The sequence below is a fragment of the Geobacillus zalihae genome (assembly GCF_030414215.1).
Lineage (GTDB): Bacteria > Bacillota > Bacilli > Bacillales > Anoxybacillaceae > Geobacillus > Geobacillus zalihae.
The window spans coordinates 1,515,031-1,529,450 of sequence record NZ_CP129217.1 but is presented as its reverse complement, the minus strand read 5'-3'; the positions used below and the strand labels follow the sequence as shown (position 1 = coordinate 1,529,450).

At 56.2% G+C, this 14,420-nt stretch carries 16 protein-coding genes and 1 pseudogene; 3 read left to right on the top strand and 14 right to left on the bottom strand.

Features of this window, described 5'->3' with window-relative positions; translation table 11 throughout:
* Nucleotides 1-13: 13 nt before the first annotated feature.
* The 14 genes and pseudogenes from QWV57_RS07765 to QWV57_RS07700 all read right to left on the bottom strand — a co-directional run.
* Nucleotides 14-430, bottom strand: coding sequence for an acyl-CoA thioesterase (locus tag QWV57_RS07765; protein ID WP_013145448.1), 417 nt, complete (start codon nucleotides 428-430; stop codon nucleotides 14-16).
* Between the two features lie 117 nt (nucleotides 431-547).
* Nucleotides 548-775 carry a small acid-soluble spore protein Tlp gene (tlp, locus tag QWV57_RS07760; protein WP_013145449.1) on the bottom strand — a complete coding sequence of 76 codons (228 nt, stop codon included), beginning with the start codon at nucleotides 773-775 and terminating at the stop codon, nucleotides 548-550.
* Nucleotides 776-805: 30 nt separating this feature from the next.
* The gene (locus tag QWV57_RS07755; RefSeq protein WP_011231056.1) at nucleotides 806-949 is read right to left on the bottom strand and encodes an acid-soluble spore protein N; all 144 of its coding nucleotides are present in this window, start codon (nucleotides 947-949) and stop codon (nucleotides 806-808) included.
* Between the two features lie 55 nt (nucleotides 950-1,004).
* Nucleotides 1,005-1,136 (bottom strand): FbpB family small basic protein, encoded by a 132-nt coding sequence (locus QWV57_RS07750; protein ID WP_011231055.1) that lies wholly within the window; start codon nucleotides 1,134-1,136, stop codon nucleotides 1,005-1,007.
* A gap of 122 nt (nucleotides 1,137-1,258) precedes the next feature.
* Nucleotides 1,259-1,786: a TlpA family protein disulfide reductase gene (locus QWV57_RS07745; protein ID WP_301101701.1), complete on the bottom strand. Its 528-nt coding sequence runs from the start codon at nucleotides 1,784-1,786 to the stop codon at nucleotides 1,259-1,261.
* A gap of 138 nt (nucleotides 1,787-1,924) precedes the next feature.
* Entirely contained in the window at nucleotides 1,925-2,074 is a 150-nt protein-coding gene (locus tag QWV57_RS07740) for a hypothetical protein (protein ID WP_015374731.1), read from the bottom strand.
* A gap of 249 nt (nucleotides 2,075-2,323) precedes the next feature.
* Entirely contained in the window at nucleotides 2,324-3,172 is an 849-nt protein-coding gene (locus tag QWV57_RS07735; RefSeq protein WP_015374730.1) for a sulfurtransferase, read from the bottom strand.
* A 120-nt stretch (nucleotides 3,173-3,292) separates the two neighbouring features.
* Nucleotides 3,293-3,568 (bottom strand): YpbS family protein, encoded by a 276-nt coding sequence (locus QWV57_RS07730; protein WP_015374729.1) that lies wholly within the window; start codon nucleotides 3,566-3,568, stop codon nucleotides 3,293-3,295.
* On the bottom strand, nucleotides 3,565-3,753 hold the full coding sequence (locus tag QWV57_RS07725) for a hypothetical protein (protein ID WP_013145453.1): 189 nt from the start codon (nucleotides 3,751-3,753) through the stop codon (nucleotides 3,565-3,567). The genes QWV57_RS07730 and QWV57_RS07725 overlap by 4 nt, the downstream gene beginning before the upstream one ends.
* On the bottom strand, nucleotides 3,753-7,502 hold the full coding sequence (locus tag QWV57_RS07720; protein ID WP_060787811.1) for a dynamin family protein: 3,750 nt from the start codon (nucleotides 7,500-7,502) through the stop codon (nucleotides 3,753-3,755). Before QWV57_RS07720 ends, QWV57_RS07725 begins: the two co-directional genes overlap by 1 nt.
* Before the next feature lie 179 nt (nucleotides 7,503-7,681).
* Nucleotides 7,682-8,305, bottom strand: a complete 624-nt coding sequence (locus QWV57_RS07715) for an isoprenylcysteine carboxyl methyltransferase family protein (protein WP_015374727.1) — start codon at nucleotides 8,303-8,305, stop codon at nucleotides 7,682-7,684.
* Nucleotides 8,302-9,369 (bottom strand): type III polyketide synthase, encoded by a 1,068-nt coding sequence (locus tag QWV57_RS07710; protein ID WP_060787812.1) that lies wholly within the window; start codon nucleotides 9,367-9,369, stop codon nucleotides 8,302-8,304. The genes QWV57_RS07715 and QWV57_RS07710 overlap by 4 nt, the downstream gene beginning before the upstream one ends.
* 586 nt (nucleotides 9,370-9,955) lie before the next feature.
* Nucleotides 9,956-10,789 (bottom strand): hypothetical protein, encoded by an 834-nt coding sequence (locus QWV57_RS07705; protein ID WP_301101694.1) that lies wholly within the window; start codon nucleotides 10,787-10,789, stop codon nucleotides 9,956-9,958.
* Between the two features lie 157 nt (nucleotides 10,790-10,946).
* Nucleotides 10,947-11,906 (bottom strand): annotated as a pseudogene (locus QWV57_RS07700) (nucleobase:cation symporter-2 family protein); the annotation flags it as partial.
* 198 nt (nucleotides 11,907-12,104) lie between these two features.
* Here QWV57_RS07700 and QWV57_RS07695 point away from each other — a divergent pair.
* The 3 genes from QWV57_RS07695 to QWV57_RS07685 are packed head-to-tail and all read left to right on the top strand — an operon-like array spanning nucleotide 12,105 to nucleotide 14,394.
* A complete protein-coding gene (locus tag QWV57_RS07695; RefSeq protein WP_015374723.1) occupies nucleotides 12,105-12,251 on the top strand; it encodes a cytochrome c oxidase subunit 2A in 147 nt (48 codons plus the stop codon).
* A gap of 21 nt (nucleotides 12,252-12,272) precedes the next feature.
* The gene (locus QWV57_RS07690) at nucleotides 12,273-12,743 is read left to right on the top strand and encodes a cytochrome c oxidase subunit II (RefSeq protein ID WP_011231043.1); all 471 of its coding nucleotides are present in this window, start codon (nucleotides 12,273-12,275) and stop codon (nucleotides 12,741-12,743) included.
* Between the two features lies 1 nt (nucleotide 12,744).
* Nucleotides 12,745-14,394 carry a b(o/a)3-type cytochrome-c oxidase subunit 1 gene (locus QWV57_RS07685; protein WP_015374722.1) on the top strand — a complete coding sequence of 550 codons (1,650 nt, stop codon included), beginning with the start codon at nucleotides 12,745-12,747 and terminating at the stop codon, nucleotides 14,392-14,394.
* The last annotated feature ends 26 nt before the right edge of the window (nucleotides 14,395-14,420 follow it).

The window sequence follows — 14,420 nt, the reverse complement described above, 5'->3', positions numbered from 1 at the left end:
GCACCGCTCCCCTTTACCGCTTCGCCCGCTCATATGCTTCATGCCAGTCAGGAAAATATTTGCGGATCACGATCGGCCGAAACGTATCGCGCTTGACGCAAACGTGCTGCGACTTTCCGGTCACCGCCACCTCGCCGTCCGGGGCGAGAATCTCGTAGCCGTATGTCACGCGGATGCCGTCATAGGCGTCAATCCATGTGCGGACAGTCGCGGTTTCCCCATAACGAAGCGGCTTTTTGTACGACACTTGCAAATCGACAACAGGCGAAATGATGCCTTCTTTCTCCATGTCAGCATAATGAAAGCCAAGCTGTTTGATCAATTCCGTGCGCCCGACTTCCATCCAAACTAAATAGTTCGCGTGGTAGACGACGCCCATTTGGTCTGTTTCCGCATAACGCACTTCAATTTGTTTTTCTGCCACTTTCACGTTCGTTCTCCCTCCATTTTTTACCGGGCCTCCTCTTCTATGTTACCATTCGCCCGTCGGCTCGCTCAAGCGGTAGACAAAAAAACGAAGCCGCCCCCCGCATGAGGGCTGCTTCGTTTACTGGTAGCCGTGCTCCCGTGCAGCGGCTTCGTCTTTAATTTCCGCGCGCATGGCCGCGATCGCTTCTTCGCGGCGGCGGTTTTTCGCCCGGATCTTCTCCTGCTCCTCCGGCGACGCAAACTGCATCGTTTCTTCGGCTTTTTCTATGTTCTCAATGGTGTTTTGCACCATTTCTTGCAGCTTTTCCACATTGTCGCTGCGGTCATCCGGTTTCGGACGCGGCATGAATGCTTCCTCCTTTGCGCGAGTTTCCGGCTATTCGCCCTTCGTTTGGATGACTTGGGCGTGCTGGCCGGACTGGTCTTGCATTTGTTTGCCCTTGTTTCCTCCTGCGGCGCGAGGCTGTGTGCCGATATGGTTCGGCACGAAATGCTTGCGGCTTCCTTTCGGATTGCTCATTGTCTTCGCCTCCTCGCCATCTAGTCTGTCCGCCCGGAGGACCGCTATGCATGGGTCATTCTGCTTTTTTGAGCATCCGCTCTTCCAGCTTTTTCTCGATTTTTTCGAGCGCTTCCCGATCGTTCAACAATTGCCGTTTGTTCTCGCTGATCAGTTCTTGGAGAGTCATTTTGCGGGATCGTCTCATCGCTTCAACCTCCCCTCACTTTTATTGTAATCTTATTCATGCCCAAAAAAGATAAAAATTATGACAACTTTTCGAAAAATAATGAACCATGAAAAAAAGCGCCTTCCGTCAAAACTGTTCGGTCAACGAAAGAGCGCTGTCTTCTTTTCGAGTTGCGCGGCGGTCACCGGGCCGATGATTTTTTGCCGGATGACGCCGTTTGGGTCGATGATATACGTCGTCGGAATCGTCTGGATTCGGTATCGGTGAAGCGCCTCGCCGCGCACATCCAAGGCGACGGGCAACGTCAGTTTTTTGTCTTTCGCAAATCGCTCCGCATTATCGAGCGTATCTTGCGTCGTCAAATGGACGGCAAGCAACATGACTTCGCGGCCATGCCGCTCGTAAAACTTGGCAAGCTCCGGCATTTCCTTTTTGCACGGCGGGCACCACGACGTCCAAAAGTTGAGGACGACCGCTTTGCCGCGCAAATCAGACAGCCGGACGGCTTTGCCGCCAAGCGTCGGCAGCGTCAAATCAGGGGCCGTCTGGCCGATGCCCGGGCCGCTTTCTATTTCGTCTGTTTCCTGTTCGTTCCCGGCAGCCATCGCATTCCAAAGACCATAGCCGGCAACGGCCAAAAACAATAGGACGACGAACCATTTCCGCACGCATTTCCCTCCCTGCCGGCCGGCGCCCTTTCTTCCATCCAGCGCCCTCCGCCGCTCTGCCCATCATTATAGCACATACGTTTGTGTTTGCCAACGTTGACGTCTAAGGACGAAAAAACGAGGGGCGAGCCCTCGTCATTAACGGATGTTTTTATGGTCGTTTTTCAGTTTCTCGGCTTCCACCTCGGCGTACGAAGCAAACTCGCTCGTCCATTCATTGAAGCCGTTTTTCTTTTTGGCGTTGTTGTTTCGTTGGGCATTGGCATTGCCAAGCTTTGTCCGGCCCATGCGTCTCCTCCTCTGCTTCCGTCGGTTCACCTATAGTATCCGCCGGCGGCCAAAAAACTATGCATACAGCGGCTTCAACCGACGGCCGAAACAATGGAAGAAAAGCGAAACAAACACTAGGTGAAAATCGTTGAAAATCAACAACGCTTCGACCTCATGCGGACCGAAAAAAGAAAACGAAAAGGAAACAACGGTTCCATCCGACAACACTGAGGCGTCGAATGATGTTTCAGCCCGAATCGGAGAAAACTAAGCATCGGATGACGGGTCACCCGTTTCAATCGGGTTGTCCGGATAGGAAATCCAGTCGCTGAAACTGCCGACGTACAGCCGAACGTTGTGATAACCAGCTTCGTGGAGCGCCAACACGTTCGGGCAGGCGGTGACGCCGGAACCACAGTAAACGATCAACGGCTGCCCACGGTCAAAATCGGCAAACCGAGCCGCCTGCTCGACAGCGCTTTTCCAGTAGCCGCCTTCCGTCATTCCGTCTTTCCAAAACCGGTGCACCGCTCCTGGGATGCGGCCGGCTCGGCGGTCGATCGGTTCTTCCAGGCCGGCATATCGCTTCCATTCACGCGAATCAATGAGCACAGCCGAGCGATCGCGGACGGCGGCGCGCACATCCTCAACCGTCGCCAGCCATGACCGATCCGGACGCGGCCGAAACGGGCGGGACGCCACAGCAGGGACGACGTTCGTCACCGGATGCCCTTTCTTCTTCCATTCACGATAATTGCCGTCCAATACGTATGCGTGGGCATGGCCGAAATAGCGAAGCAACCACCAGCAACGCGCCGCCATCGCCCCGTCTTGGTCGTCGTAAGCGACAACGGTCACCGTTTCATCGATGCCGACCCGGCCAAACACGTCCGCCGCTTGCTCGGCCGACGGAAGCGGGTGGCGGCCGCCGTGCTCTCCGACTGGGCCCGACAAGTCGCGTTCCAAGTCCATATACACGGCACCGGGAATATGATCTTCCTGGTAAACGGCCGCTCCTTTCGCAGGATCGCCAAGCCAAAACCGACAATCAAGAATGCGCGTGTTTTCGTCGTGCAAATGGCGAAGGAGCCATTCATGGGAAACAAGCGACGCCATATGTCCTCCCCCTTTTTGTTTTTGCTGACGCCAAACGTTGTTTCTTGATCGGAACGGAAAGCAGCCAATCATCAACAGGACGCCGGCGGCGCCGACACGCTCAGCCAGCGCTCGCCATCGTCACGACCGCTCTTTCCCTTCAAGCCGGCTCACGTACTCGCGCACCATCTCCGGCGTCACGCACCGGCGCGCCGGCACGAGGCCGCTTTTGGCCAGTTCGTTCATCCGCTTCGTCACTTCATTGATCCCATCAACCGTAAACGGCTCGCCGCGGCGGCACCGCTCGACCGCTTCGTCGATGAGCCGCTCGCGCTCGGCGTCGAGCATAGCAAATTGCTTCAAGATGGTATGCTGTTTTTGCACATGGGCAGTGATCGCGTGATGCACTTCGCTCAATGGTCCTCGTCCTTTCCTGCTTCTTTTTCCATCAAACGCCGGACGTTCGGTTTCGGCGTCCAACAGTTGAACCGATAGTTCGGTTTCGTCGCATAGCCGAGCCGGCGGCAATACGTGTACAGCCCGTCGGCTCGCTTTTCTATACGGTAGTGGATGCATGTAGCGCAAGCGTGAAACCGGTTCATCAACGCGCCTCCCCGCCGCGGCCCGAAAGAAGGCCGCGAAGCGCCGCTTCGATGCGGGCGAGCGCCTCATGATCCGCCGTTGCGGAGAGCACGGCAAGCAAGCCCTCCATATAGCTGTCGACTTGTTCCGCGAGAGCGGCCGAAAGTGCGGCGACGGCAGCCTTGTATTGTTCTGCGTACGTCGCCACAAGCCGCTCTTTTTGCTCAGCCAAATAGGCGTCGATCGGCTCGACAAGCGCTGCCTCAATTTCCTCTTTCATCCGCCGCTTTTCGTCGCGCTCAAAAAATGATTTGGCGTTTTTATACAGCGAAAGCGCCTTGGTAAACCGCACCCGGTCTACATCCCCAAGGGCGTTGGCAAACTCCGGCGCCGAAAAGGCAAACGGCTCAGGCGGCGTGAGCGCGAGCGCATCATCGAAACGACGAAGCTCATGGAATAGGCGCGAGAACTGCTCGGCCAGCTGTTTGTGCAAAAACGACTCAACACGCAAGCTCGTCGCCCGCAACTCTTGGGCCAAATCAAAGCCAACCGATGCGAGCAACTCGTCGAGGCAACGCTCAAGCGCCCGACGCGCCGGGCCTTGGTCGTCGCGGAGCACCGCCGGGTTGAACGCCTCCTTAAACACATCGTTGAGGCGGAAAAAGACGCGCTGCTTGACGTAATAGAGCAATTCGTCGACTTCTTGGCGAAGCGCCTGCCGGCCGTAGGCATCATCAATGCCAGCAAGCACGGCGTGCATCTTCGTTTTCACCGCCTCAAGCGCCTGCCGTTTCCCCGCTTTTTCCGCTTCGCTTTGCCCGGCGGCGCGCGCGAATTCCTCTGCCGTCCGCCGCGCCCGCTCAAGCTCGGCATATGCGCTCTCGACGGCAACTTCCGCCAGTTCTTCCGTTAAGAAGCGGAAGAAGTCGGTTTCAAAGGCAGACAAGCCGGAGTCCGCCAAGACGCCGCGCGGACCGGGCTCGGCCCCCGTTTTTTCCGCCAGCGCCAAGCGGCTTGAGAGCGCATAAAGGCGCGGAAAGCGGATGCCAAAGCGCGCCAGCTCTCCGTTCATATAGGAAATGACGGCCTCAAGCTCCTCTTTCGACTGGGCCAAATCAGCCGCATTGATGACGAAAAACATTTTATCAAGCGCAAACGTGTCTTTCACGCGCCCAAGCTGAAGCAAAAACTCGCGGTCTGCTTTCGAGAACGCATGGTTATAATACGTCACAAACAACAACGCATCAGCATGCTTCATGTAATGAAACGCCACTCCCGTATGGCGGGCGTTAAGTGAATCCACCCCCGGAGTATCCACAAGCGTCACCCCTTGGCGGGTGAGCGGACAGTCGGCGTACAACACGACCTCATCTAAGAAACATGACACCGCTTCGTCAGCGACATACGTCTCGAGTTCTTCCCAACCGATGGAGACGATCTCCCCGAATCGACCGTTCATCCGCTCATAGCCGGCCGCGGCAGCTGCCAAAAAAGCCACATGCGGCTTTTGCGCCGGATGTTCGGCTCCCGATTCGGCCAGGCGGGCGCAAAGGCGGAGCGCTTCATCCCATGTATCCGCCTCATGGCCGCACTGCCGAAGCGACGATTGCACATCCGCCCAAATTTTCGGTTCGCTTTTCACCTTGACCACCGCCGTGCCGTGCGGATGCTTGTGATCAGGCGGGGCGATTTTGCTGATGGCGGCGGTTGTCGGGTTGGGCGACGATGGCAGAAGCGGGGCGCCGAGCAAGGCGTTCGCCAGCGACGATTTGCCGGCGCTGAAGGCGCCAAACAAGGCGACGGTAAACGATCGCTCGCGAAGCCGACGCGCCTTGTCGCGCAACGGTCCAGCGAAGCGGCCAAGCATTTCGGACCGTTCAAGCCAAGCCGCCGCCTCCTCAAGCCGATCGGCCGCCTCTTCGCTCCGCTGTTTTCCGCCGCTTGAAAGCGTCCGAGCTTCGTCCGCTCTTTCGCTCACTCCGAGGCCGGCCGCTTCCTGACCGAGCGCTTGCTCTTTGACGGAAAGACGGCTTGTTTCCGCTGGCTTGGATGCTGCTTGCGGTTTTGCCGCCTCGGCATGACGCGCTTTCCGGAAGACCGGCGGCGCCGTCAACGCGGCGAGACGGTTTTCATCAAGCGATGCAGACTCGCATGGAGCAGCGATCAGCTGCTCGAACGCACGCCGGCGCTCGTCCCGCTCGGCTCTGAGGCGGGCGAGGCGGGCGGCGAGCTCCACTTTTTCGCGCGCCGCCGAAAGCTGTCCGTTCAATGTTTCTGTTTGGGCGGCCGCCCGTTTGGCGATTTGTTCCTTCAGTTCGGCAAACAAGGCGAGCGCCGAGTCGCGGTAGCGTTTTTTCAGCGCCGCCGCCACCTCATCCGTATAATTTAATAGCGCGGCGCCGCTTGATTCCGCCCCTTGTTTGACGAGGCCGGCAAGCATCGTCTCATCCCACTCCGCCGTCCATTGCTGGCACTCGCTGAACCAATCGTCATCAGCATGCCATTCTTTCCCAAACTGAACAAGGAGCTGGCGGACGTGCCATTCGATTTGCGCCGCCGCTTGCGCTTTGACGCTTTCATAAAACGCCTCAAGCCGCCGCTTGCGCTCTTGCTCCGTTTTTGTCTTCGCGAACAACAAGCCCACTTTGAAATTCGGTTGCATCGCCTGCAAGTACGCCTCAGCCCGCTCCCTCGTCTCAAACGGCATCACGTACGCGTTTTGCAGCACGCGCTCAAGCTCCGAACGGAACGCCTCCTCCGCCCGCGACGGCGCTGTTTGCCAATCGGCAAGCTCCGCCTCAAGGCGATCGAGCTCCGCGATGGCAGCCGCCTCGTCATCGGCGCCGCCAAGCGCCTCGAGGCGCGCCTCAATCTTTTGCTCAAGCGGCTCGTGCCGCGCGCGGAGATGCTCAAGATGGCCGTCGGCGATCCGTTTTAACGCCGACTCGGCGCCGCGGACGAGCCATTCCTCCTTGTCGGCAAACAACCGGCGCAAACAAGCGACAAGCTCATGCCATTCGTTGTGCGGATGTGACGGGTCTTTCAGCGACAAGAAAAACAAACGGGCCGCCTCAACCCCCCAACGCCGGAACGCCTCGGCGGCCGAGGCGCGAAATTCAGCGAACGGCAGCTCGTCGTCGCGATGTTTATCGATTTGGTTGATGATCAAATAAACGGTCTTTCCTTCATCTGTTAATTGTTTTGTAAATTGGAAGTTTAATTCCGCCTGCACATGGTTATAATCCATGACGTAAAAGACGACATCCGCCAAATGAAGCGCTGACTCCGTCGCCAGCCGGTGGGCGTCATCGGTCGAATCGATGCCCGGCGTATCGAGGATCGCAACCCCCGGCGGGATGGCGTCCGTCGTTCGGCTGATTTCAATCCATTCGATCGTCTCCCCGTCCCGGCATTGGGCGCGAATCAAGTCCGGGTCGTACGGCGGTTCATACTCGACCGGCTCATCGCGGTGGAAAAAGACGCGCACATAGTCCGGACCGGCTTTCACTTTGACGAGATTGGCGCTCGTCGGAATCGGGCTGGACGGCAGCATCGGCTCGCCGAGCAACGCGTTGATCAAACTCGATTTGCCGGCGGAAAAATGGCCGCAAAATGCGACAATGAGCTCACCGGATGCCGCTTTTTCGATGAGCTGCTTCACTTTGTCCGCATGCTCCTGGTCATCCGCGGACTGAAGCTGATCGTGCATGTCGATCATTTTCGAAAGCCACAGCCGCAATGACGGCCGCTCAATCGCAATATGCCCCATGACCAAAACCCCTTTGTTTCCGTCAATGTCATTTACATTCATTTTACTGCATTTCGCCCCGTTTCCCAATAGAAAAAAAAGAAAAATCCCGCCGTAACCCGACAGGATGACATAGAGAAAGAGGCAACGCCCTGCCGCCGCCCGCAGGCGAACGGCGAACAGATGCCATCATAGACGGCTCAAGGGCTGTTTTTCATTTGTCCGCTGCTTTCAGCTTGCCGCATCTTGCGGATGGCAACCTCCCCCCTTAACCGGGGCAAAAAACGCGGCCGCTCCCGAAACGCCTCCCGGTAGTCGGTGAGCGCCGCCAGCGCTCTTTCCTCAACCGCGATGCGAATCGACAGCAAAAATGCGTTCAAAAGCGAAAAGACAAGCGCGGTGATCGGCGCTTGAAACAAAAGCGGCAACAGCGCGATCTCTAAGGCGACAACCACATAGTTCGGGTGGCGAAGCCATCGGTACGGCCCTTTTTTCACTACTTGGCCGTTTGGCACGATCAAAATTTTCGTATTCCAAAAACGGCCGAGCGACCCAATTGTCCATACGCGCAGCCCTTGCACGACAAGAAAAAGCGGAAACAAAAGCGGCCAGCGGCGCGACGGGCGCGCGCCTTTTCGAAGCGCCTCAACAGCCAACGACAAAAAGAAACCGACATGCATCAATACGATCAACGGGTAATGGCGAGCGCCGAACTCCCGCGCCCCGAGCGCTTTCACATACTGTTCGTTCCGTTTTGCAAGCCGAAGCTCAATGACGCGCATGCCGGCAACCGCCAAAAACACGAACCAAAACCGCACGATCATCCCCCCCATTGAAGCAGCACCATTTCCGCACTAAAGCCCGGGCCGAGAGCGATAAGCAGGCCGTGCCCGGGCGAAAGCGGCTGCCGCATCATCTGTTCGAGCACAAAATACACGGTGGCCGACGACATGTTGCCGTAGCGGGCGAGCACGTCTCTAGCGGCTTTTGTCTGTTCCGGACCGAATCCGAACGCCTCCTCGTACGCTTCAATGACTTTCCTCCCGCCCGGGTGGGCGATGAAATAATGAAGATCCCCAAGTCCTAACCCATGTTCCTGCAAAAACGACTCGACTTGCGGGCGCAGCCAAGAGCGAACAATCGCCGGAATGTCTTTTGAAAAGATGACAAACAAACCTTCGTCACGAACATCCCAGCCCATCACGTCTTCCGAGCCGGGCATGAGCACCGAGCGGGCGGCGATGACACGCGGCGCGCCAGCTGTCGGCACCGCTCCGTCGCCGGCCACAAGCAAGCACGCCACGCCGTCGGAAAAAAGCGACGTACCGATCACATTGCTTTTGGACCAATCATTGAGTTGAAACGTCAAACTGCAAAACTCAACGGCGATCACAAGCGCCTTGGCATTCGGAAACGCCCGGCAATAGTCGGCTGCCCGGGCGAGCCCAGCCGCCCCTCCCGCACAACCGAGCCCCCAAATCGGCACTCTTACGGCATGAGGGGAGAACGGCAATACGTTCATCAGCCGCGCCTCGATGCTCGGCGTCGACAGCCCTGTCGTTGAGATGTAAAACAGCGCATCGATCTCCTCATGCAAAACAGGGCCGGACGAAGCCTTGCGCAAACAGTCATTGACCGCCTCTCGGCTGTAGCGGACGGCACGGTCGATGTACACCCGATTTTTTTCACCGAAACCGCGCGGCGCGCTGTACCAGGCAAGCGGTTGGACAAACGTGCGCGTATGAATGCCGCTGTTGTCAAACGCCTGCAGCAGCCGCTCCGCACGCGCCATTCGACCGGCGAACAGCCTGGCGACATGCTGCTTCACCTCGTTTTGGGAGGCTGTATACGGCATCCTTGCTGTGCCGACGGATAAAAGAACCGGCATACAAACACCTCGGTCTGTTCCTCTTTATTCTATTAGGATGCGCAACAAGCCAAACTATATGCAATGGAAAATATGTTTGTACACCCGTTTTTTCAGGAACAGCGGATGGATCTCTATATAGATGCAATTTGAAGCTTTACCATTTGCAACTTTTACCCAGTATTTGATCGACTGTCGGGCGACCGAACAACGCCGCTTAAAGACCCATATATGGGTCTGTGAAGCAGGCGGTTGTTCGGTCCTCCGTCACGCCTTGGCGTGACAGAGAAGCCTGTGGCTTTCCTCCGACAGTCGAAAAGAGGCCAACCGCTTTTCCGTCAAGGATATGTTAAACTTCTTCGTTGCATCTATATAAGTTGCAATAAAGATTTTCCGATTGTTCGATTCTGTTTTCCTTCATAACAAGTCATTTTGATAGAATGCGGTGGGCGCTCTACTGGATGTAAAACAAAGTTTCAACTTATATATATTAGTTTTCGCAGCCCAAAAAAGTTGCTGCAATCAAAAAACAGGCGCGGACAAAACCGGCCTGTTTTGGAGGGAACATGATCATCAGCGAGGATGTACAATAGGAGAGGTTCGTTATTTATCTCGCTTTTAGCGCGCGGATTTCACTTTCATGCTCGAGCAAGTGCAAAGCGAGGGATTGAAGTACGAGCTCTTGCCGCGCTTGTCCGGCAATGACTTCATTGACTTTTTGTTGCATTTCTGTGAGGGTTTGTTTCATCGCCGAAATTTCATGGAGCGTTTCTAACGTTTCCACGACAGCTTGCCGAATAAACGGCAATTCGGCAACGTCCTCTTTCGTCGCCATCGTTTGTTCCATGCGCCCAATCCGGCTGTCGAGCGCCGCAATGTCATCTCTGTTGGCCGCCACGGTCTCTTCGAGCTGCCCGATGCGCCCATCCAGCGCTGCGACATCCTCTTTCGTTGCCATTGTCCGCTCGATGGTCCCGATGCGCCCATCCAGCACTGCGACATCCTCTTTCGTTGCCATCGTCCGCTCGATGGTCCCGATGCGCTCATCCAGCACTGCGACATCCTCTTTCGTTGCCATCGTCCGCTCGATGGTCCCGATGCGCTCATCCAGCACTGCGACATCCTCTTTCGTTGCCATCGTCCGCTCGATGGTTCCGATGCGCCCATCCAGCGCTGCGACGTCTTCTCTCGTCGCTGCCACGGTCTGCTCAAGCCGCCCGATGCGATCATTCATCCGGACAACGTCTTCTCTCGTCGCTGCCACGGTCTCTTCGAGTTGCCCGACGCGTCCGTTTAACCGCGCAACATCCTCTTTCGTCGCGCTCACCGTTTGTTCAAGCCGATCGATGCGATCATTCACCCGTACAACATCCTGTTTGGTCGCCATCTGATTCCGTATTTGCCGCAGCTCATCGAAAAGGCGCTCCACCCATTCATCCATTGTTTCACCCCCTTTCCTATTCGCTTTCCATTATACCATCATCCCTCCACCAGTTTCTATCATTTTCTCTGTCAATCGACACGCCAATAAAAAAGCCACCCCCATTTCCCGAGCAGTGGCCGGAAAACGAAGATGGCTATAAAAGCGATCAACACCATTATGAAATTTTTTGTTCCTGCAGCGGCAGGGCAACTGATTTTCTCGCTTTGCCTAGATGGAAGACGGCGTTTAAGAGGATGGCGGTCATGCTGCCGGCGACGATGCCGCTGTCGGTTAAAATGCGCAAGCCGGTCGGCAGCTCGGCAAACAAGTTCGGCACCGCCGTCACCCCAAGCCCCACGCCGACCGAGCAGGCGATGATCAGCAAGTTCTCTTGCACAGTTAGGTCAACTTGGCCTAACATTTTCACACCGTAGGCAATGACCATGCCAAACATCGCGAGCATCGCCCCGCCTAAAACTGGAGCTGGTATGATCGTCGCCACTGCGGCGATTTTCGGCACGAACCCAAGCAAGACGAGGAAGGCCGCCGCGGCGTAAATGACGCTGCGCGTTTTCACGCCCGACAATTGGACAAGACCGACGTTCTGCGAGTACGTCGTGTACGGAAATGCGTTCAACAGCCCACCGATGATGATAGCCAATCCCTCGGCGCGGTAGCCGCCCGCCAAATCCTCATCCGTCAGCCGGCGGCGGCAAATGTCGGATAAAGCGAAGTAGACGCCGGTCGATTCAACAAGGCTGACGATCGCGACGAGCACCATTGTGAAAACAGCGGGGCCATGAAACGACGGAGCGCCGAAGTAAAACGGCTGCGGCCAATGAACCCACGATGCCTCAGCGACCGCTGTCCAGTCCACTTTCCCCATCATGGCCGCTGCCGCCGTGCCAGCTGCCATGCCGAGCAAAATGGCAATGGAGCGAATGAACCCTTTGAAGCAACGGTACAACACGATAATGAGTGCAAGCACGCCAAACGACAACGCCAAGTTAGCCGGATCACCAAAGTCCTTCGCCCCTTGTCCGCCGGCCATATTGTTCACCGCTGCCGGGATGAGCGTCAAGCCAATGACGGTCACAACCGAACCGGTGACAACTGGCGGAAACAACGTCCGCAGAGAGAAAATGACGTCTTCATCATTTTTTCACAAACGTCACCATTTGTTCACACTTCCAGCATCGTTTTTGTGAGAAAAGTCACTGTTGCCTCAGTTTTGTACAGTTATGATAGTGTCAAAGCAGGGAAATTGGCCGTTTGGCGCACCTGCTGAATGGCTGTTATGGGGGATGAATCCAACAAAGAGGAGGGATACGGCATGGCAAAACTGATCACAGCGGCCCGGCAAACGAAACAGGAAAAAGAGCCGGCGCTCAAAGGCACGCTGGCCTCTGTGTTTCTGCTCGGCTTTTTCGTCATTTTTTCTTGGGTCAGCGTCTACTTTTTATTTTTGCACCGCCTGTAAGCGGCAAAGGAGGGAATCGGTATGCACATCCATAAGTATGAAAAAATTTGGCTTGCGTTTGGCATCGGCTGTTTGATCGTTTTTTTGACGGTCGTCGGCGTAAGTGCATTCGCCGCCGGACAGCAGCCGCCGAGCTGCCTGACAACGATCGATCCAGAAAAAGTCGATTCGACCCCGCCGTTTGATCATCCGGGGCTCGTCAAAAAAGGAGACAAGGAATACGAGTTGAACATCGTCGTCGCCGCGTTTTCTTTTACACCGAATGCGATCGAAATTCCAAAAGGAGCGAAAGTGACGATCAACGTCACTTCGAAAGACGTCATCCACGGATTTGAAATCCCGGGAACGAACGTGAACATGATGGTCGAACCCGGTTATGTGAACAGCTTAACAACCACGTTTGACAAACCGGGCGAGTATACAATTCTTTGCAACGAATATTGCGGCGCCGGCCACCATATGATGACGGCGCGCATTAAGGTGGTGGAGTAACATGGCACAACCGTTGGAAAAAGTCGATCGCCGCGATGCGAAACTGGCGCTTGCCCATTTGTTCGTCGCCTTTGCCGCCCTCGCGCTCGGGGGGTTCGCCGGCCTATTGCAAACATTAGTCCGTTCCGGCAAGTTTGAGCTCCCGGCTGGGATCAGCTATTACACGATTTTGACGACGCACGGCGTCTTGCTTGGGCTTGTGCTGACGACGTTTTTCATTATCGGCTTCCAGTTTGCCGCCGTCAGCCGCACGACCGGAGCGCTCTCGGACGGTTCGCGCCGGCTCGGCTGGATCGGTTTTTGGATGATGACGTCAGGGACGGCCTGCACAGCCTTTTTCATCCTAACCGGCCAGGCGTCTGTCTTATATACGTTTTACGCGCCGCTTCAGGCGCACGCTGGCTTTTACATCGGCTTGGCGCTTGTCGTCGTCGGCAGCTGGGTGAGCGGCTTTGCGATGTTCGCTCATTATGCCCGCTGGCGGAAAACGCACCGCGGTCAAGTGAGCCCGCTGCTGGCGTTCATGTCAGTGACGAATATGGTGCTATGGCTCGTCTGTTCGCTTGGCGTCGCCGCCACCGTTGTCTTTCAGCTCATTCCATGGTCGCTCGGGCTCACCGACCGGGTGAACGTGCTCTTGAGCCGGACGCTGTTTTGGTATTTCGGGCATCCGCTCGTCTACTTCTGGCTATTGCCGGCGTATATGGTTTGGTACGCCGTCATTCCGAAAGTGATCGGCGGCAAAATGTTCTCCGATTCACTCGCGCGGCTGGCGTTTATCTTGTTTTTGCTGTTTTCGATTCCGGTCGGCTTCCATCACCAATTGCTTGAGCCGGGGATTTCGCCGTTTTGGAAATACGTGCAAGTCGTCTTGACGTTCATGGTCATCATTCCGTCGCTCATGACCGCGTTCGCCATGTTTGCGACGTTTGAATCGTACGGCCGCTCGCAGGGAGCGACCGGCTTGTTCGGCTGGCTGCGGAAACTCCCGTGGAGCGACGCCCGCTTTTTCGCTCCGTTTGTCGGAATGCTGTTTTTCATTCCGGCCGGCACCGGCGGGATTATTAACGCCTCGCACCAACTCAACCAAGTCGTCCATAATACGATTTGGGTGACCGGCCACTTCCATTTAACGGTGGCAACGACTGTCGTCCTAACATTTTTTGGTGCGTCATACTGGCTCATTCCGCATTTGACCGGCCGTGTGATGACGAAAGCGATGAACCGGCTCGCCATCATTCAAACGATCGTTTGGGCGGTTGGGATGACGTTCATGTCCGGCTCGATGCATTTTGCCGGTCTGCTCGGCGCACCGCGGCGCTCGGCGTTCTCAACGTACGGCAATTCGCCGCAAGCGCTTGAATGGATTCCGTACCAAATCGCGCAAGCGGTCGGCGGCACCATCTTGTTCATCGGCATTATTTTGATTCTCGTCATCGTGATCAACTTGGCCTTTTTCGCCCCGAAAGGCGAAACGGAGTTTCCGGTCGCCGAGGCAGCTGCTCCGTATGAACGGGCTGCACTGGCGCTTGAAAACTGGAAGCTTTGGATCGGCCTCGTCGTTGCGCTCATTTTGATCGCCTATACGGTGCCGATCATCGACATCATTCAAAACGCTCCGCCGGGGTCGAAAGGATACAAATTATGGTGAAACAAGAAGGTGTCCCCAAGCGATCG

Excerpts from the sequence above, each read along its gene's own strand:
- tlp (WP_013145449.1), bottom strand. The coding sequence starts at position 775 with ATGCCGCGTCCGAAACCGGATGACCGCAGCGACAATGTGGAAAAGCTG.
- QWV57_RS07755 (WP_011231056.1), bottom strand. The coding sequence starts at position 949 with ATGAGCAATCCGAAAGGAAGCCGCAAGCATTTCGTGCCGAACCATATC.
- QWV57_RS07750 (WP_011231055.1), bottom strand. The coding sequence starts at position 1,136 with ATGAGACGATCCCGCAAAATGACTCTCCAAGAACTGATCAGCGAGAAC.
- QWV57_RS07740 (WP_015374731.1), bottom strand. The coding sequence starts at position 2,074 with ATGGGCCGGACAAAGCTTGGCAATGCCAATGCCCAACGAAACAACAAC.
- QWV57_RS07735 (WP_015374730.1), bottom strand. The coding sequence starts at position 3,172 with ATGGCGTCGCTTGTTTCCCATGAATGGCTCCTTCGCCATTTGCACGAC.
- QWV57_RS07725 (WP_013145453.1), bottom strand. The coding sequence starts at position 3,753 with ATGAACCGGTTTCACGCTTGCGCTACATGCATCCACTACCGTATAGAA.
- QWV57_RS07720 (WP_060787811.1), bottom strand. The coding sequence starts at position 7,502 with ATGGGGCATATTGCGATTGAGCGGCCGTCATTGCGGCTGTGGCTTTCG.
- QWV57_RS07715 (WP_015374727.1), bottom strand. The coding sequence starts at position 8,305 with ATGATCGTGCGGTTTTGGTTCGTGTTTTTGGCGGTTGCCGGCATGCGC.
- QWV57_RS07710 (WP_060787812.1), bottom strand. The coding sequence starts at position 9,369 with ATGCCGGTTCTTTTATCCGTCGGCACAGCAAGGATGCCGTATACAGCC.
- QWV57_RS07705 (WP_301101694.1), bottom strand. The coding sequence starts at position 10,789 with ATGGATGAATGGGTGGAGCGCCTTTTCGATGAGCTGCGGCAAATACGG.
- QWV57_RS07695 (WP_015374723.1), top strand. The coding sequence starts at position 12,105 with ATGGCAAAACTGATCACAGCGGCCCGGCAAACGAAACAGGAAAAAGAG.
- QWV57_RS07690 (WP_011231043.1), top strand. The coding sequence starts at position 12,273 with ATGCACATCCATAAGTATGAAAAAATTTGGCTTGCGTTTGGCATCGGC.
- QWV57_RS07685 (WP_015374722.1), top strand. The coding sequence starts at position 12,745 with ATGGCACAACCGTTGGAAAAAGTCGATCGCCGCGATGCGAAACTGGCG.